Origin of the sequence: Anaerophaga thermohalophila str. Valhall (genome assembly GCF_000250735.1) — a bacterium.
Lineage (GTDB): Bacteria > Bacteroidota > Bacteroidia > Bacteroidales > Marinilabiliaceae > Anaerophaga > Anaerophaga thermohalophila_A.
This window is the reverse complement of the sequence record NZ_AHZV01000189.1, coordinates 1-18,250: the sequence shown is the minus strand read 5'-3', so window position 1 is coordinate 18,250 and position 18,250 is coordinate 1. Positions and strand designations below refer to the sequence as shown.

Annotated in this window: 11 protein-coding genes and 2 pseudogenes; 8 read left to right on the top strand and 5 right to left on the bottom strand. The window is 43.0% G+C overall.

Annotated elements, in window-relative coordinates; translation table 11 throughout:
- Nucleotides 1–18: 18 nt before the first annotated feature.
- The 6 genes and pseudogenes from OQ5_RS24565 to OQ5_RS0110325 form a co-directional block, all read left to right on the top strand.
- Nucleotides 19–618: pseudogene (locus OQ5_RS24565) on the top strand (AMP-binding protein); the annotation flags it as partial.
- Nucleotides 619–706: 88 nt separating this feature from the next.
- Nucleotides 707–1,840, top strand: a complete 1,134-nt coding sequence (locus OQ5_RS24560; RefSeq protein WP_255297483.1) for an AMP-dependent synthetase/ligase — start codon at nucleotides 707–709, stop codon at nucleotides 1,838–1,840.
- Nucleotides 1,841–1,892: 52 nt separating this feature from the next.
- On the top strand, nucleotides 1,893–2,270 hold the full coding sequence (locus tag OQ5_RS0110335; protein WP_016777429.1) for a putative signal transducing protein: 378 nt from the start codon (nucleotides 1,893–1,895) through the stop codon (nucleotides 2,268–2,270).
- 25 nt (nucleotides 2,271–2,295) lie between these two features.
- Nucleotides 2,296–3,411, top strand: a complete 1,116-nt coding sequence (locus OQ5_RS24555; RefSeq protein ID WP_255297482.1) for a YccS/YhfK family membrane protein — start codon at nucleotides 2,296–2,298, stop codon at nucleotides 3,409–3,411.
- A gap of 52 nt (nucleotides 3,412–3,463) precedes the next feature.
- Nucleotides 3,464–4,408, top strand: coding sequence for an FUSC family protein (locus OQ5_RS24550; RefSeq protein ID WP_255297486.1), 945 nt, complete (start codon nucleotides 3,464–3,466; stop codon nucleotides 4,406–4,408).
- A 940-nt stretch (nucleotides 4,409–5,348) separates the two neighbouring features.
- On the top strand, nucleotides 5,349–7,352 hold the full coding sequence (locus OQ5_RS0110325) for a urocanate hydratase (RefSeq protein WP_016777428.1): 2,004 nt from the start codon (nucleotides 5,349–5,351) through the stop codon (nucleotides 7,350–7,352).
- A gap of 178 nt (nucleotides 7,353–7,530) precedes the next feature.
- Here the strand turns inward: OQ5_RS0110325 and OQ5_RS0110320 are convergent, their stop codons facing one another.
- From OQ5_RS0110320 to OQ5_RS25410, 5 genes and pseudogenes are all read right to left on the bottom strand, one after another.
- Nucleotides 7,531–7,863: a thioredoxin family protein gene (locus OQ5_RS0110320; RefSeq protein ID WP_016777427.1), complete on the bottom strand. Its 333-nt coding sequence runs from the start codon at nucleotides 7,861–7,863 to the stop codon at nucleotides 7,531–7,533.
- 110 nt (nucleotides 7,864–7,973) lie between these two features.
- Entirely contained in the window at nucleotides 7,974–8,453 is a 480-nt protein-coding gene (gene ispF / locus OQ5_RS0110315) for a 2-C-methyl-D-erythritol 2,4-cyclodiphosphate synthase (RefSeq protein WP_044107789.1), read from the bottom strand.
- A 53-nt stretch (nucleotides 8,454–8,506) separates the two neighbouring features.
- Nucleotides 8,507–9,694, bottom strand: coding sequence for a type IX secretion system outer membrane channel protein PorV (gene porV, locus OQ5_RS0110310; protein WP_016777425.1), 1,188 nt, complete (start codon nucleotides 9,692–9,694; stop codon nucleotides 8,507–8,509).
- Nucleotides 9,695–9,857: 163 nt separating this feature from the next.
- Nucleotides 9,858–13,655 (bottom strand): type IX secretion system sortase PorU, encoded by a 3,798-nt coding sequence (porU, locus tag OQ5_RS0110305; protein WP_016777424.1) that lies wholly within the window; start codon nucleotides 13,653–13,655, stop codon nucleotides 9,858–9,860.
- A 544-nt stretch (nucleotides 13,656–14,199) separates the two neighbouring features.
- Nucleotides 14,200–14,391, bottom strand: a pseudogene (locus OQ5_RS25410) (IS200/IS605 family transposase); the annotation flags it as partial.
- A gap of 898 nt (nucleotides 14,392–15,289) precedes the next feature.
- On the opposite strand from OQ5_RS25410, the gene OQ5_RS0110285 reads away from it, so the two are divergent.
- Together OQ5_RS0110285 and OQ5_RS0110280 are read left to right on the top strand one after the other, a co-directional pair.
- Nucleotides 15,290–16,783: an SUMF1/EgtB/PvdO family nonheme iron enzyme gene (locus OQ5_RS0110285; RefSeq protein WP_016777420.1), complete on the top strand. Its 1,494-nt coding sequence runs from the start codon at nucleotides 15,290–15,292 to the stop codon at nucleotides 16,781–16,783.
- Nucleotides 16,784–17,044: 261 nt separating this feature from the next.
- Nucleotides 17,045–18,250, top strand: a 1,206-nt coding sequence (locus OQ5_RS0110280) for a UDP-N-acetylmuramoyl-tripeptide--D-alanyl-D-alanine ligase (RefSeq protein WP_016777419.1), incomplete at its 3' end; no start/stop codon positions are given.

Genomic DNA, 18,250 nt, shown 5'->3' with positions numbered 1-18,250 from the left:
AGATTAAATTTTGTTGCGATGAGGATAACCAGAACATTTGATTTGCTGGATAATCTCAGACAGAATCACAACAAGTCTGATATATTGGCAGCTAAAAGAGACGGTAACTGGGTTAAGTTCAGTTCCGAAGATTATATCAGAAACGCCAAAAATTTTGCCTATGGCTTATTGGCGTTAGGTTTTAAGAAAGGAGATAAAATAGCCACTGTTTCAAATAACCGTCCTGAATGGAATTTTGCAGACATGGGGATGGCCCTTATCGGAGTGGTTCACGTACCTGTTTATCCCACTATTGGCGATGATGAATATAAATACATACTCTCGCATTCGGATGCAAAAATGTTGATTGTTTCCGATTTGCAGACATTCCGGCGACTTCAGCCAATTGCAAAAAAGATCGGAAAACTAAAGAGAATTTACACTTTTAATTATTACGAGGATGTTCCTCACTGGACCGAAATCACGAGGGCCGGATTTAGTAATAAAGTAAAATATCAGGATAAGCTTAAAGAGATTTCATCTTCCATTCAACCCGATGATCTTCTTACTATTATTTATACTTCTGGTACTACAGGGCTTCCCAAGGGAGTGATGCTGTCGCACCGGAATATTATCAGCAACGTTGAAGGGGTTTTCGATCTTTATCCGATAGATGATAACGACAGAATTTTGAGTTTTTTTACCGCTCTGTCACGTTTACGAACGCATGGTCAATTACCTTTTTCAGTGGAAAGGGTGTGGAATTTATTATGCCGAAAATCTGGGAACTATAGCACAAAACCTCGCAGAAGTAAGGGTTTCTGCATTTGCTACGGTACCCCGTGTAATTGAACGTATATACGACCGGATAGTATCAAAAGGGGAAGACTTACGCGGACTGAAGCGGAGGATTTTTTTCATGGCGCTTAAACTGGGCGAGCGTTACCGTACAAACGGGAAACATGGTCCGTGGTATGGTTTTCGTCTCCGGTTGGCACGAAAGCTTGTATTTTCAAAGTGGCATCAGGCTTTTGGGGGAAAATTAAAATTTATCATTTCAGGTGGTGCCGCACTTCAACCCCGTTTGAGCAGGCTCTTTTTTGCAGCCGGGATACCACTGATGGAAGGGTATGGAATGACGGAAACATCGCCGGTTATAGCTGCCAATCACCTTAGTGAGCCCGACAGTCTTATGATCGGAACAGTGGGACCTACTCTTAAAAACATTGAAGTAAAAATTGACGAGGATGGCGAGATACTGGTGAAAGGACCCAGCGTGATGCTTGGATATTACAAAGACAAGAAGAATACCGCCGAGGTGATTGATAAAGACGGTTGGTTGCATACCGGTGATATAGGGACCTTTGAAAAAGGTAAATTTCTGAAGATCACCGATCGCAAAAAGGAAATGTTTAAAACATCCAGCGGTAAATATATAGCCCCGCAAGCCATTGAAAATATTCTGAAAGAATCGTTTTTCATCGAACAGGTTATGGTGGTTGGAGAAAACGAAAAGTTTGCCAGCGCTCTTATTTCACCGAACTTCGAGTATTTACACGTCTGGGCACACGACCGTCATATTCATTTTCGTGATAACCAGGAACTGGTGCAGCATCCTGATGTTCAGAAACTTTTTCAGAAGGAAGTGGATCGTTATAATAAACTTTTGGGGCGTACCGAGCAAATCAAACGCTTCAGGCTGGTATGTGAGGAGTGGTCGGCTGCTACCGGCGAGTTGTCGCCTACACTTAAACTGCGCAGACGGGTCATCTATAACAAATATGCCGATCTTTTGCGAGAAATATACAATTATGCCCCAGGTGAAGAGAATCGTGGCTCTATTAAATTTAATGATGTGTGATACAGGTTGGTTATATCACGTATTTTATCTATCTTGAGGTAAAAATTGAATTATGGAAGAAGATAAACTTGTCACCATTGCCACATTTAGTTATGCTCCCGAAATGGGGCTGGTACGCAGCAAACTCGAGTCGGAAGGGATAGAATGCTTTGTGAAAGATGAGCTTGCATCGCAAACATATATTTACAATGCCATAGGGGGTATTAAACTTCAGGTCAGGGAAAGTGACGCCGAACGCGCTGCAAAAATTGTGAATGAAATGGGCGTTTTTCAGGAACCTGCGACCAGGAGCTCCCGCCTTAATGCCTTCGACCGGGTATCCCGACGGGTTCCATTACTCGGAAGTCTTAATCTGGCCGTTCGTTTTTTAGCATTTCTCATTCTTATTGCAGTGGTTCTTGTACTGATTTATATACTGACGGTGTTATAGTCCGGTCGATCCTGCAATATTTTATATGATGGCTTTCTCATCTGTTTCATTTCGTAAGAGTTATTCTTTGTTGGACAAGTGGCGCCGTGCTTTCCTTATGCATCCCGACTGGTTAATGGCTGCCAAGGCGACTATCGTGATGGGCATAGCCGTTGTACCGCTCGAAATTCTCGGGTTTTCGTTTTTTGCTGTCACGGTTGCTCTTGGTATTTTGGCCGGGGCTTTGTCAGAAACTGATGATCATCCCCGCGGACGTATCAAGTCACTTGCTCTCAAAGTTCTGAGTTTTGCTGTATCAAGTCTTTCGGTTGAGTTGCTTCGTCCATGGCCGGTATTGCTTGGTGCAGGATTGGGGGTGTCAACTATTCTGTTTATTCTGATTGGCGGAATGGGTGAACGTTACAGAGGGGTGACTTTCGGTGCAATATTAGTCGGCATTTATGCTATGATCGGCGCCGAAATAAGTCCGGAATGGTATTGGCAACCTGTTTTGTTACCGGGCGGAGCATTGTTTTACGGACTGATATCTCTGGGGTTCCTTTACTACCGGCCATACCGGTTGCTTGACGAGCAACTGGGGCGTGGATTTAAAGCACTTGCCCGTTATCTGGATGAGAAATCGCATCTCTTTCCCAGTGACAGAAAAAATCAGCGGGAAGTCAGGGCAAAGCTTGCATTGCTAAATGTTGACATGGTAAATACCCTGGAACGAATCAAAGAGGTACTGAACAGTTATCGCGATGCAGTTGACGATGAAAAAGTACTTGCTCCCTGGTTTCATTATTTTATGATATTGCAGGCACTGCACGAAAGAGCTGCTTCCTCGCATGAACGATATGATCTTTTGAGCAACGACACACATACAGGGGAAGTTGTTGAAATGGCCGGGCAGACACTGCACGAACTGTCGCATGCAGCACATCGGTTTTCAGAAGCTTTGCTCACCGGTAGTCAGTATAATCCGCCTGCTTCATTAAAATGGATTGTTAATGCATTGACTGCAAGTGTTGAAAAAAATTCAACTCGAAGCTACTCATCCTTTGCGCCTCCTGGTCACCAACCTGGAGAGGGCCAATGCATCGTTTCTGAGGTTGACGGAAATTCCGGAAACACCGGTGTTGCCCAGACTGCTCAGGGATGATCGCTCATTATGGAAGAGATTTCGCGAACAACTCAGTTTTCAGCATCCCCGGATGCGGTATGCTATAAGGCTTGCCATTTGCTTTTGGATTGGATTCTTTATTAGTGAAGCTTTTAATATTGAAAAGGGAGAATGGATTGTTCTTACCATTTTGTTTGTGCTTCAGCCATCCTATAGTGCTACCCGGCGTCGCCTGTTCCAACGGGTTTTGGGTACAATAACAGGGGTGATAACAGGTGTATTAATTGTTGGTTTGCTCACATTACCCGGTCAGGTTTTACTTATGCTGGCATCTTCCTACTTTTTCTTTGCCTGGCTGAAAAAGCAATATTCCGTTTCGGTTGTATTTATTACCATATTTGTTTTGTGTGCTTTTAATCTTATTGCCGACAAGGGGGTTCCTGTTATGTTGCCACGTCTTATTGATACGCTGATTGGTGCATTTCTGGCTCTCGGAACGGTACGGCTGTTGTGGCCACAGTGGCAGTATAAAAGGCTCCCGGGGCTTTTGCACGAGGCTTTGGAGAAAAACCGGAAGTATTTCAGCACCATTCTTGATGAATACGAAAAGAAAAATACTGCCGACGATCTGGAATATCGTATTGCCCGGAGGGAAGCTCATCAGGCCGATAATGCATTGGCACTGGCATGGCAGGATATGCAGGCCGAACCTTCCAAATACAGGCAGTTTCACCGGAGGGCATTTAAACTTACCCATCTGAATCATGCCCTGCTTTCTTTTATTTCCGCTTTCGGAGCACATCGGGAGGGAGCGAATACAACGGTGAATGAAATTATTACCTGCGGAAGAAGCATCCTCAAAATTCTGGGCCAAACCCATTCAAAATCAGAGAACAGATTAGCAGAAATGACGGCCTTAATCCAAAATCTTCAACAACGAGTGAAAGCCGGAAAAACGGATAGCAACCGGCAAAAGTTTATTCTTCTGTATAATATCGCAGATATCGGAAGGCAATTGATTTCCGAAGATGAATAATCCGTTTTACAAGGGGCAGTCTAAAAAGTGTCTTTCCATGAAGTACCATTTGCTGTGCTACGCTTGCCGCCAAAATCCTCATTTACGATTAGTAAACTCCGGTTTTGGCGGGCTCGCAAGCCTTGCAACTGGCACTTTCTGAACAGACACACATATTGTGAAAATTTTTGCGAGTTTATAAACGAGCACCAAAAAGTCCGTTTTGTCTCTGTACCTCTCTGTGATAAACTCTGTGAGCTTTGTGTAACCAACTAGAAAAAAAACACATACATGAGCAAGGGGTTGAATTCAGTTTTCCCAGATCATTTCTTTTTGGACACCCTCTGTGTATGTTATATGTCATAAGTTTTTCCGAAATAAAGTTTTAACTTCATCTATTCCGAGGGTAACAATCAATAGATGAGCCCGGTCTAAAAAGCATCTTTGTTGCCAAACCCTGTGTTGTTTTAAATTTTTGCATCCTCATTAACAATGAGTTAACTCCGGTACAAAAATTTAAAACGACTTGATTTTGACAAAAATATGCTTTTTATACTGCACTCATAGAATGTTAGATTTATAGATATAAGTAATCGACAGGCAGAAGTTTGCCAGGCAGAAGGCAGAAGTGTTAAATTTTACAGATAAGAATTTTACCGTTAGTACCGAAAATTGGCCTGATAAGCAAAAATCCAACTCCGCAAAACAAATGATTGATACAGAGTGTTTTGTGATTTGAGTTAGATAAAAGATGTAAGATGATTTTTACAACTTTTATATACTGTATTTTAATAAACTAACCTCTCTATATGCAAAAAAATTGACTTTCAGCGCTTTGAAAAAGTTTAACGAAGTATTGATAATACAACAGCTCGTTAAACCTTTGTATATGTCTGCATCAAGATGATATGGGTTATCTTATATCTAAAAATCTAAAAATCTAAAAATCTAAAATTCTGTTATGTCTGCTTTTTCCTTTCAACAATCCATTCTTCAGGGGATACCGGACAAGCTTCCGGAACCGCAACCATTCGACCCTGATGTCAATCATGCGCCCCGGCGTAAAGACATTCTTTCAGAGGAAGAGAAGAAACTCGCCGTTAAAAATGCTTTGCGTTATTTTCCGGTAGAATTTCACAGGGTTTTGGCACCTGAGTTTCTGAATGAACTCAATAGCTACGGGCGGATTTATATGTACAGATTCCGCCCGCGTTACGAAATGAAAGCCCGTCCGATAGATGAGTATCCCCACAGGAGTAAACAGGCCGCATCCATTATGCTGATGATCAGCAATAATCTTGATCCTGCTGTGGCTCAGCATCCGCACGAGCTGATCACCTACGGGGGCAACGGGGCAGTCTTTCAAAACTGGGCTCAGTACCTGTTAACCATGCAATATCTGGCCACTATGTCCGATGATCAAACTTTGGTTTTGTACTCCGGTCATCCTCTGGGGCTTTTCCCTTCGTCGTCTGAAGCTCCCAGGGTTGTTGTTACCAACGGGATGGTGGTGCCCAATTATTCCTCTCCCGATCATTGGGAACGCTTTAATGCACTGGGTGTATCCCAGTACGGGCAGATGACCGCAGGCTCTTTTATGTATATCGGCCCACAGGGTATTGTACACGGAACCACAATAACCATTATGAATGCACTCCGGAGATTGCATGAGAAAAGCGGGTCTAAGGGGCGATTGTTTGTTACTGCCGGTCTTGGCGGTATGTCGGGAGCACAGCCCAAAGCCGCCAGAATTGCAGGCTGTGTGAGCGTAACAGCCGAAGTAAACCCCAAAGCCATTCAGACCCGGTATGCACAAGGTTGGGTTGATGAGGTAATGGATGATCTTAACTTTTTAAAAGATAGAGTTCAAAAGGCTGTCAAATCAGAGGAAACCGTCTCCATTGGGTTTCATGGTAATGTTGTCGATGTATGGGAGTTCTTTGCAAAAGAAGGGATAAAGGTGGATATTGGCTCTGACCAGACCTCATTGCATAATCCGTTTGCCGGGGGGTACTATCCTGTCGGACTGTCGTTCGAAGAGGCCAACCATCTGATGGCAACAAGTCCCGAATTATTTAAGCAAAAAGTAAGGGATTCGTTGAAAAGACAGGTCAGGGCTATAAATCAACTTTCGGAACGGGGTATGTATTTCTTCGACTACGGGAATGCATTTCTTTTGGAAAGCAGCCGGGCAGGTGCCGATGTTCTAAACGAAAAGGGAGCGTTTAGGTATCCCTCGTATGTTCAGGATATTATGGGGCCGCTATGTTTTGATTACGGTTTCGGTCCTTTCCGGTGGGTTTGCACATCGGGAAAGCATTCCGATTTAATGGAAACCGATAGAATTGCAGCCCGGATACTTGAAGAAATGTTGAGAGAAGCACCGGAGGAAGTCTCCCGGCAAATCAGGGATAATTTGCATTGGATAAAGGAAGCCGAAAAGAATCGTCTTGTGGTAGGTTCCCAGGCAAGAATACTGTATGCCGATGCCGAAGGCCGCATGCGTATTGCTGCCGCTTTTAACGAGGCAGTGCGTGATGGACGTTTGACAGCGCCGGTCGTCCTTGGGCGTGATCATCACGATGTGTCAGGAACTGACAGTCCTTTCAGGGAAACTTCAAACATTTACGACGGGTCGAAATATACCGCCGATATGGCCGTGCAAAATGTCATAGGTGATGCTTTCAGGGGTGCCACGTGGGTGAGTTTGCATAATGGCGGCGGAGTAGGCTGGGGCGAAGTCATTAACGGTGGTTTTGGAATGGTACTGGATGGAACCAAAGAAGCCGCTCAAAAGGTTGTCAATATGCTTTTCTGGGATGTGAACAATGGCATATCGCGCCGCAGCTGGGCCCGTAATAAGGGTGCCTTATTTGCTGCTCAACGCGCCATGTACAAAGAGCCTCGCCTGAAAATTACCATGCCCAACCTGGCTGATGATGATTTAATTGAATCTTTGTTTTAACAACAGGCCGTTAGATTTGTAGATTTATATGACCACGAAGGCGGTTATATGTTTATAGAAGTAAGATTGTTAAAATCCTCACGACCCCCGGAGCGGTGAGTACATCCATCAATCAAAAAAGGAATCTTTCCATGCCTGTTCCTGAGTCTGCTTCTGAGATATACTTTCAGGAGTGGACTCAATCTTCAAACAACATGGTATATGGCCTTGAAATAGACTGTTCCAGTTCGTTCAGACCGATATTTCTGCTGAAACGGTATGTTTCCCTGCCGTCGAAGAAGACCAATACCGTCGGGACTGCAAATATCCTGTTTTGAGCAGCTACTTCCGATTGCAGCACGGTGTCGCAATAGTACATAGACATAAGCGGAAACTCCTCTTCCAGCAGTTGTCTGACTTTTGGCTTAAGTACCTTGCAAACATTACATTGCTCGTGCGAGAAATAAATCAGAACAGCGGATTCTTTGTTTACGACTTCGTTGAAGTGTTGCGGTGATTGGATAATGTTCATGTTGTTTTTAAATTATGGTAGAAGGGTAGAAGGGTGAAAAGGTAGCATGGTAGAAGGGTAGGATGGGTTGTTGATAATGTTTTGAAGAGACGCACGGTCGTGTGTCTCTATTAAACATTGTCAACCAACACCGTGGCATAAGCTGAAATGCCTTTTCCTTCGCCTACAAAACCCATTCTTTCAGTCGTTGTTGCTTTGATTGATATTTGGGAAACATCGACGTTCATAACTTCGGCAAGTGTTTCCTGCATCTTCGGGATATGCGGATTCAGTTTGGGATACTGAAGACATACTGTTGAGTCCAGGTTTCCCAGTTCATATCCTTTTTCCCGGATTATTTGAATGGTCTTTTTTAGTAATATTTTACTATCTATGCCTTTGAGTTCCGGATCGGTGTCAGGAAAATGAAACCCGATATCCCTTAAATTAAGTGCCCCGAGAAGGGCATCGCAAATGGCATGGATCAAAACATCGCCATCCGAATGGCCTACGGAACCTTTTTCTGAAGGAATATTTATTCCCCCAATCCAAAGTTCATAGTTTTCTGCAAGTTGGTGGACATCGTAGCCCATCCCGATACGTATTGACATAATCTCTGCCTGTAAGTTACATGAATATAGAAACCTAACGACCTGTTAGTTGTTTATTCATTATCATTATTAAGCATTTGGTCAAGATCAACGCCCAGGGTAAACCTGACCGTGTTGGCCAGCGGGTTGTTTTGAACAACCGGGATGATGTACGATGCATCGATGTTCAGCATATTGAATTTGATGCCTACACCTGCAGTGAAGAATTTACGGTTTCCTTTGTTTTCGTGTTCATGAAAATAGCCGGCACGAATGGCAAACTGATTGGCGTAAAGATATTCGGCGCCAACACTGATGTTTATTTCCTGAAGTTCTTCTTCCATGCCGCCCGGGGCATCGGTAAATGACTTAAAGATTCCTGAAATAACCGATTCGTCATCACTCAGAAACAGAGATTCTGCTGTTTCGGTTGTATCGGGAGTAGGGACGAGCAGTTTATTTAATTCCAGTGTAAATGTCAACTTGTTGTAATCGTCAAGCTGACTGCTTAAAGCTGCACCCAGTCTTAGGTTGGTGGGGATGAACTGTTCGTGGTAATCGTCATAGGAAATTTTACTGCCAATATTGGAAATATTCAAACCTGCTGACAGTTTACTATCTCTTCCGCCCAATTCTATATCATTCTGATAATAAAAAGCAAGGTCGGCTGCAAACGAGTTTCCTGCCTGATACGATTCACTTCCTGAAAATCCACCAAGGCCCAGTTGCAAATCGGAGCGGATGTACCTGAATGCAACTGCTCCGGAGAAATGTTCTGAGAGAATACGACTGTAAGCGACATCAATGGCAAATTCATTTGGTTTAACAGGATATCCCATTTCAGGATTGCTCTCCTGGGTAAAAATAACTTCTCCCATTGAAAAATATCTCAGGGAAGCACTGACGGTCTGCATATTGTCGAGCCGTTTAAAACCTGATAAATAGTATAAGTTTATATCGTTTACCAGTTTGCGCAGCCACGGAGTATAAGAAATGGCAGCTCCCATTTCCTTGTCAATAAAGGCATATTTTGCGGGGTTCCAGTGCTGTGAGTTTACATCAGGGGAGATGGCAACACCTGTATTCCCCATGCCCCCTCCTCTTGACTCTGGAGCAATGTCCAGGAAAGGAACAGCTGTACTTATGATATTTTGGCGTCCACTTATATTACCGGGATCAATTTCTTCCTGTGCATAGGTCGCCATTACCTGGTTAAGCAAAGCAAAAGCAAAGATGACTTTTTTTAGAATCTGATTTTTCATTAGTATTATATTATTTCAAATTTTTATTACAATAGTCTGTTAAAACTTTTGCAAAAGGCTTAAAAGTTTATAGTTTATGGTTTCTATGGGTTTAAAATTCAGATTTCAATCTTCATAGGATTCATCTAACCTCTAACCATCTAACCTCTGAGAATCTGACGATCTAATATAAGGCCGGCAATAACTTGCCTGTTACCTGTGTTTCATTTCCCTTGTTGGATTTAAGAATTAGTCTTACGAAACAAATGCCGGTATGGTTCCACCCCGATTGCTCGAGAGGTAATCTGTATGGCCCTATAAAGTTACCGGATGTGATCAGTTCGTCTTCTACTGTCCCTGTTACCTGACCCGCGGAGTTGATAAACTGTATGGTAACATCGAGCAGAATATTCGGTATATCTGTTGTCAAAGTAACATATACATCGTCTCCCGGCCTGACAGGATTGGGAAAGAGTCGGAAGTTCCGTATGTTAATCCCGTGATTTTGCGTAACCCTGAAATCTAACGTACTTGTGGATGAATTATTGTAATTATCCCACACTTTCAGGGTAAGCGTGTGTTCGTCTTCTTCCAGTTGTGGTAATTGATATTGTATTGTCCCGCTCTGAAAATCATCCATTTCGGCCGTATATGCGTCGTTCAATATGCGGGGGTTTGAGGTATCCTGGTCTATAATAAGTGTAATGTTGTGTCCGATTCCTGTGCCTGATGTGTTTATCCCTGATTCGTCGAATAAACGGGCATAAAGCATTGGCCGGGTACCGGTTTCCCCTCCATTTTTGAATTCAGGATGATTCAGGTACATCTCAATATCGGGGCCTTTGGTGTCGTTAAGCGTTTCGTTGCTGATTCCGCCTATGACAAGATCGCTGAAGGCTCCGAAGGCTTCACGGCCGTTGTCCGACAATGCATAATAACTGATTCTGCCGTTGTCGAAATTGTAACGGATGTCCTGCGGAACGACAAAAGAAAGTTCAAATTCCCCGTTCTCCACTGTGGCCCTGCCGCTGAACAGTATGTTGGCAAACTCACTGTATTCAAAAGGTTCACTGCCGTCATTACCTAAAGTCTGAAGGTCAACCGCTTTATCGTACACCGTGATATATGCAGTGCCGTTAAAATCCTGAATGGGGTTGCCATCGGGATCAATTACCTGAGCTTTAAGCGTATTAAGTGACATGGCACTTATGGTATCCGTATTGTTTTCCACCCCGATGCCGTTTAGTTCAAGTGTATTTATCCGGTTGCGGGGGAAAAGCAGTTGCAGGGCAGGGTCTCCCAATAATGTAAAATTCAGTTTGTTGGTATTCGACCCTGATTCCAGTTTGGTTCGACGCATCATTTCTCCCAGCCGAAGCGGGTTGCCGTTTTCGTCATATTCGAAAGCATGGTTGTAAAATGCGTTATTAAGCGTAAAATTAAAGCTTGAGTAAACAATTCTGGTAGTGGATAAAAGCGCTATTCCGCCTCCGTTCGTACTCAGAAAAACTTCTTCTCCGGCGGATGTATGGTTATGATTATCAAACCGGCTGAATTCACATGTGGCGGTTATGAATAGTGGCAGTCGTCGCTTATTGGTCCAGCTACTGATGTCGTTTTTTGTTACGATGCGTTCGTGAGCAAGGTTGTTTTCGCTTCCATGCCCTGAGTAATTAAATATAAGCGTTCCTTCGGAAACGGCTTTCTGAACATCTGCTTTGGCTCCGGGAAATTCACGACCAACAGCACCCGTGGTTACTTCATAAGCGTCGAAATAGATTTTATCGATCTCAAATTCGGGATCACTGACAGCAATTTTTTGGGTAAGCCTGTCGGCATCACGCATGTGAATATTACCGTCCCCATCATCTCCGATAAATGTCAGCCTTGTTTTCCACCGGCCTTTTTCCTGATTTTTGAGATAAAGTTCTGTTTTATCGACAGCGTTAACGGCTTCTTCCAGTGTTGAGACAGGAAACCGTCCAATACCGATATCCATACGGTCGTTTTGAAGGCTGGCACCTTCCTCATCATCCAGAAACCCGAAAAAATCATCGGTTACGAACGAATTGGTGATATGGAAGGATATATCGGACTGATAAGTTGGAAGCGGAGCAGCCGGGTTTTTATCCAAATCACGGTTATCGTAGCTGCCGTCTCCAAACAGAAGCAGCAGTTTTGGTGCATTTTCGCTACCCGGTACTGCTCTGTCGTACAGCATTTTTACAAACCCCCTGATGGCACCCGGGTCAGGATGCCCCCATGAAAATTCATTATATATCTTATCCCTTTCTGCAACAACAACTGACAGACCGGAGTAAGAGGTATGAATATCGGCGAGCCGGTTGGCCTGACCAATGAATTCTTCAGGAGCCACAATTATCATATCGGCCGGAGAAGTTGCATGCAGATTTTGATTTGGAATTTCCCCGATAAACTCCGGCTCAGGGAAGTTCATCGATGGTGCGAAAGCCACGTATTCTTTCACAATTGCTGTGCTGTCCTTAAAACTTAAAGTACTTCCGGCAATGTTTGTGTCCATTTGTCTGACTTCAAAGGGATTGGTTACATCCCAAACGACAGTCCCCGAAGGAACATCCGCTATCTGAAAGGATGAGACCCTCCCCGGTTCGGCCGAGAGGTGGTCGCGAATTACCAATGGTCCGTTTTCTAATGTTAACCTGCTTCTTGCCTGCAATATCAGGTAATCGAGCCACCCTATAGCAGATGTGGAAGCGTTGGTATATTGATACGAAATATCGATAGTGGAAGCCGTGGCAGGGAATGTGATTTTGCCTTCGGCCGTTCTGGCATAATAGGTATAATCAAAAATGGATAACGATACAGTGGGTACCGGAATTGATTCCAAAGTATTATCGTTGATATTGATATCAAAAGCCTGTGTTGAATTTGATCTTGCTGCTACCCGGGTGTACAGATGAGCCTGAGTGTTGAGTTCAATTGCGGGGATTTCAAAAGAAAAAGTTCTTTCAAGTGTTAAGAGGGAACTGAATTTTTCTCCCAACCATTGATTTCCTGATTTCAGAAGGTTTTCGTTTTCTTCTTCATGGAAAAGAACATGATCATAGGTATCGGTAGAGTAGGTGGCTTCTCCTTCCGGTTTTTGTTGAATTACAGGTGATTTTGGCGAATCTGCGGTTGAGAGGAAGAAGTAGGCCATTGACGAATGGGCATGTTTTTTGTGCTCGAACATCCCTTTTTGCTCATTCCAAATCCATTGCCAGGGGCCTGAGCTGTAAAAAAACAGGCTGTTGTCTTTGTGCCAGCAGGAGATTACCGGTAAATCATCCGGTCTGCTTTCACTGTTGTCCATGGGTACCATGACTCCTCCGTTACCATAAACCTGAACTTTTTCAGGCTCACTAAAACCATGGTTTTGAAGGGTCGAATAGGAGATTCTGTGAATCCCCTGTTGTGTTGTCCCGATTTTTACCCATTTGCCCGATGCGAGCTTCGATGCCTGAACGTATTTTAATGCGGTCGATTTCAGAGCGAATTTTTTTTCAGGGGAGGATATTTTCACGGAAAACTCAGTTAGCTTTTCCCATTTGTGTTCCGTGTTTTCGCTTATTCTGAAAGGGATGATTTCTAATTCAATGTATGGCCTCTTCCTGATAAAGATAATGCGGTGTCTGAATATTTCAGGAATATCGCTTTCTGAAATATCGGTTAATAGTTTATCGTCTTGCAGGGGAGACCATTTTTCGCCATTGGCTTCAATCTCTGCATGGTGATAATCCATCTCTGCAGGAAAAGGAATCAGACTAACAAATACTGGTAAGCCGGTGATATCTTCATAATATCCGCTTCCGTTAAAAGGGAGTTCCGGGTAACTGACGGATTCCTTCCACTCAACAGTTTTGACAATATGATCAGAGTTGACATCTTCATTACCGTCTGAAGCATTGAATCCCCACAAAAGGAAGGAAATAAGTATTATGAATACTGAATTATTTGTCATAGTCTGTAAGTAGTGCCTGTCTATAAATTGCGCAAAAGTTGTTTCTGGTCATGTGTCTGTGCAGAAAGTGCCAGTTGCAAGGCTTGCGAAGCCGCCAAAAACGGAGGTTACTTTTCGTAAATGAGTATTTTGACGGCGAGCGTAACACAGCAAATGGTACTTTATGGACAGACGCTAAATATTGCTCATATTGAAGACCAGGAGCCTTTTTTGTCGTTTCGGGCTGCCAAAAATAATCAAAAGGTTTCCATTATCAACAATACCTTCTTCGGGTCGGAAAAATCAGGTTGGTTATTTTTACTGATGTTATAACGTTAAAACGCAAAATTAATTTAAAGGTTGTGATTATTTAGTGCTCGTCTTTATACTCGCAAATGTTTTTTGTCGTCCACAAAACGATTGGAAGAAGTTCGATAACACCTAATTGTTTTACCCAATGTTTTTCTTTAACGCTCCGATTTTCCTTTTTAAAGAAAGGGGCGTTAGCCCTAATATCTTCGTAGCCAATTCAAACAATGGCAATTTAGGGGCGTAGCCCTGATATTTATTCATTATCATACCATTCAAAAAGATATTTTGGATCATAATCCGCATCAAATTTTTTTAAGAATGACAGATATTTTTCTTTAAACGATTGTTTTCTATGGTGTACGGGTTGATTCATCACATATTTCACAACTTTATCGATATGCGACTTTGAATAGGTGAAAGCCCTATAGCCATCCTGCCATGAGAATATTTACGAAGATATCAGGGCTAATGCCCCTATGGTTTATATCATTCGTTGTCCTATTACGAAGATATTTGGGCTACGCCCCTTTGGTTTATATCAAGGGTGGGCCAATACCCCTTTCATTTGTTTGTGTATTTGCTTTTATAAAAATTTTAAACTGCGATTAAATATACTTTTGTCAATAAAAATTAGGGGCGTAGCCCTGATCTCTTCATAGCATAAGTTGGGTGTGAGACAATTCAGGGGCGTTAGCCTGATATATCCTTTATATGAGCCCGGTCCAAAAAGCATCTTTATTGCCAAACTCTGTATTGTTTTAAATTTTTGCATCCTCATTAACAACGGGTTAATTTCGGTACAAAAAAATAAAACGCCTTGATTTTGACAAAAATATGCTTTTTATAACTCACTCAACATGTATTAAGGCAGAGAAAACCTTAATAAAAGAAAAATTCAGGAAAGAATTAGAAAAAATAATGTGTGGCATAATTGTCAACCACAAAGAAAATATAGTCTTTTAGGCAAAAAAATAGCTAAAGTTTGGCTTTGCGGTATAACCTTTTTTTATTTTTGCAGTATAAAAACAATGAATTCGTGTGGATTTCGTTATACATGAAGCGAGCATGGCAAGGTTGCCATAATAGATAGTTAGATTTTTAGATATCAGATTTAAGATGAAATGCGTATAGTAAGGTTGATTACTACTTGTCGTGACTTAACGCGGAACATGAATAGTGTATCGATCCCTGTATGCGGGTGGCCCGGATAAACCGGTGACCTTAAATTGTCAATTTTAGAATGAACCTGATCAGTTTTATGAAGATAATTCTTGCGAAAGGTGCAGGTTTTTATCTTTGAAAGACATTATGTAGTAATTAAAAGAATTACAAGAAGATAAGTTATGAGATTTAAATCCAGACTTTTTATTCCCACATTAATGTTGGGATTGATGGTTTTAGCATCATGTGGTGGTGGCGCTAAGAAGAGTGCATCATCAACAACCGGTTGGACATACAATGATCCCGAAACCGGTGGATTTGAGTATAAGGCCGACTTTGAGCAGGAAACAGGGCCCGGTCTCGTATTTATTGAAGGTGGTACCTTCATTATGGGGAATGTGGAAGAAGATGTGATGAAACATTGGAATAACAGTCCCCGCAGGGTTACCGTACGTTCGTTTTATATGGATGAAACGGAAGTTCGGAATGTTGACTACCGTGAATACCTGTATTGGATCAACCGTGTATTTATTGATATGCCGGAGGTTTACAGAAATGCCCTTCCCGATACCCTGGTATGGCGCAGACCTCTTGCATATAACGAACCCATGGTTGAAAATTATTTCCGCCACCCGGCTTACAGCGAATATCCCGTCGTAGGAGTTAATTGGTTGCAGGCAAGTGATTATGCTGCATGGCGAACAGACAGGGTGAACGAAATGATTCTTGTGGAAAGAGGTATTCTTGAGTTGGACTTGCAACAGTCGGGACAAAACAATTTTGATACTGAAGCCTATCTTTTGGGAAAATATGAAGGACTTCCGGGTGATAAGCCTCTTGAGGATCTTGACCCCGAAAATGATACCCGAAGGGTGCGTGCCAGCGATGGTATTCTGCTTCCGCGTTATCGCCTTCCAACCGAGGCTGAATGGGAATATGCCGCTTACGGGCTTGTAGGGAATTCTTATGAAGAAAGACTCACAGACAGACGAATTTATCCCTGGGACGGACATGTTCTTCGAAATCCCTCAAAAAAACAAAGGGGACGCTTTATGGCGAACTTTGTTCGTGATGGAGGAGATTATATGGGTATGGCCGGTGATCTGAATGATGCCGGTGATATTACAGTTCCGGTGGATTCTTATTATCCCAATGATTTTGGCCTTTATTGTATGGCCGGTAATGTGAATGAATGGGTGGCAGATGTTTACAGACCGCAGTCTCACCAGGATGTTCATGAATTCAGTCCATATCGTGGTAATATTTTCAGGCAAAAAGTTCTTGATGAAGAAGGATATGTGGTAGAACCCGACGAATATGGCAACATCCAGTACAGGGAAGAGACTGCCGAGGATATCCAGGACCGGAGTAATTATCGCACAGCTGATAATCGTAATTACAAAGACGGAGATGCCAAATCCAATATATCTACCGGCGGAAACTGGTCGGCCAGCGAGCTGACTACCGACGACATGTATGAAGGTAGTACCGGCACACTCAGTAGTACCATATCCGATCGTACCAGGGTTTACAAAGGTGGTTCATGGAGAGACCGCGCCTATTGGTTGAGCCCGAGCACACGACGCTTTCTTGATGAGCGGGAAGCCAGAGATGATATTGGTTTCCGTTGTGCAATGACACGTGTTGGCGCTCCTGCTAAAAGTGGCAAAAAATAATTGAAGTGAGCACTTCTTAAAACTCATTTAAGAGTGTGCACTCTATATAATATACAAATATCAATAAGATATTTTATGAGGCCGGGAGTAAACATTTTCCCGGCCTTTTTAGTTAGTGTCTGTCCATAAAGTGCCGGTTGCAAGGCTTGCGAAGCCGCCAAAACCGGAGTTTACTAATCGTAAATGAGGATTTTGGCGGCGAGCGTAATACAGCAAGTGGTACTTTATGGACAGACACTAAATTGAAGTACTGCATAGGTCATGAAGAATATAAACCGTTTATACGAATTTTTTCTTGAGAGTGGAAAAGTATCTACCGATACGAGGAACATCATTCCCGGAAGCCTTTTTTTTGCATTGAAGGGCAAGCGTTTCGATGGAAATCTTTTTGCAAAGGATGCCCTGAATGCCGGTTGTCGGCTGGCAGTTGTTGATGATGAGAATCTTAAAGGCGAAGAGGATTGTTTTTGGGTTCCCGATGTTCTGAAAGCTTTGCAGGAACTGGCCCGGCTTCATCGTCGAAAGATGAATATTCCGGTAATTGGAATAACCGGCAGTAACGGGAAAACAACCACAAAAGAGCTTATTGCTTCAGTTCTGGCAAAAAAGTATAACGTGTGGTATACGCAGGGCAATTTGAACAATCATATAGGGGTTCCTCTTACTTTGTTATCCATGCCGCCTGCCACGCGTATTGCCATAATAGAAATGGGTGCGAATCATGTGGGCGAGATAGCCGGTCTATGCGAAATGGCCCTTCCCGATCACGGCCTGATCACCAATGTAGGGAAAGCTCATCTCGAAGGTTTTGGTTCCTTCGAAGGGGTAAAAAAGGCAAAAGGGGAGCTCTATGGCTTTTTGAAAAAGACCGGAGGTGAGATATTCATTAATGTTGACAATCCTGATCTTTTGGAAATGGTGGGTCATTACCCGTGGATTGGTTATGGAACCGGCAAAGATGCCGTTGTTAAAGCTGAGAATGTGTCGGCAGACCCCATGCTCTCGTTTGAACTCACTACATCGCGGGTGAGCAGGATGACGATAGCTACCCGGTTGACCGGCCTCTACAATAAAGACAATGTGCTGGCAGCTGCATCGGTTGCTCATTATTTTGGCGTGGAAGAAGAACTGGTTAAGGAAGCCCTTGAGAGTTATGAACCGAAAAATAACCGGTCGCAGTTGTTTCATACCGGCCGCAATCAAATTTTACTGGATGCCTACAATGCAAATCCCACGAGCATGAAGGCAGCTCTCGATAATTTCAGGGCTATGAACCATCACCGGAAAGTGCTCATAATAGGTGGAATGAAGGAGCTGGGAAATGACAGCCCTGCCGAACACAGGAATCTGATTACTGAAATATCTGAGCTTGATTTTACCGTTTGCTTTCTGACCGGACCGGAATTCAAAAATATTGTACCGGCCGGGGATCGTTTTGTCTGGTACGATAATACGGCATCATTGAAA

Coding starts and splice junctions, on each gene's coding strand:
- OQ5_RS24560 (WP_255297483.1), top strand. CDS start 707: ATGGTCAATTACCTTTTTCAGTGGAAAGGGTGTGGAATTTATTATGCC.
- OQ5_RS0110335 (WP_016777429.1), top strand. CDS start 1,893: ATGGAAGAAGATAAACTTGTCACCATTGCCACATTTAGTTATGCTCCC.
- OQ5_RS24555 (WP_255297482.1), top strand. CDS start 2,296: ATGATGGCTTTCTCATCTGTTTCATTTCGTAAGAGTTATTCTTTGTTG.
- OQ5_RS24550 (WP_255297486.1), top strand. CDS start 3,464: ATGCGGTATGCTATAAGGCTTGCCATTTGCTTTTGGATTGGATTCTTT.
- OQ5_RS0110325 (WP_016777428.1), top strand. CDS start 5,349: ATGTCTGCTTTTTCCTTTCAACAATCCATTCTTCAGGGGATACCGGAC.
- OQ5_RS0110320 (WP_016777427.1), bottom strand. CDS start 7,863: ATGAACATTATCCAATCACCGCAACACTTCAACGAAGTCGTAAACAAA.
- ispF (WP_044107789.1), bottom strand. CDS start 8,453: ATGTCAATACGTATCGGGATGGGCTACGATGTCCACCAACTTGCAGAA.
- porV (WP_016777425.1), bottom strand. CDS start 9,694: ATGAAAAATCAGATTCTAAAAAAAGTCATCTTTGCTTTTGCTTTGCTT.
- porU (WP_016777424.1), bottom strand. CDS start 13,655: ATGACAAATAATTCAGTATTCATAATACTTATTTCCTTCCTTTTGTGG.
- OQ5_RS0110285 (WP_016777420.1), top strand. CDS start 15,290: ATGAGATTTAAATCCAGACTTTTTATTCCCACATTAATGTTGGGATTG.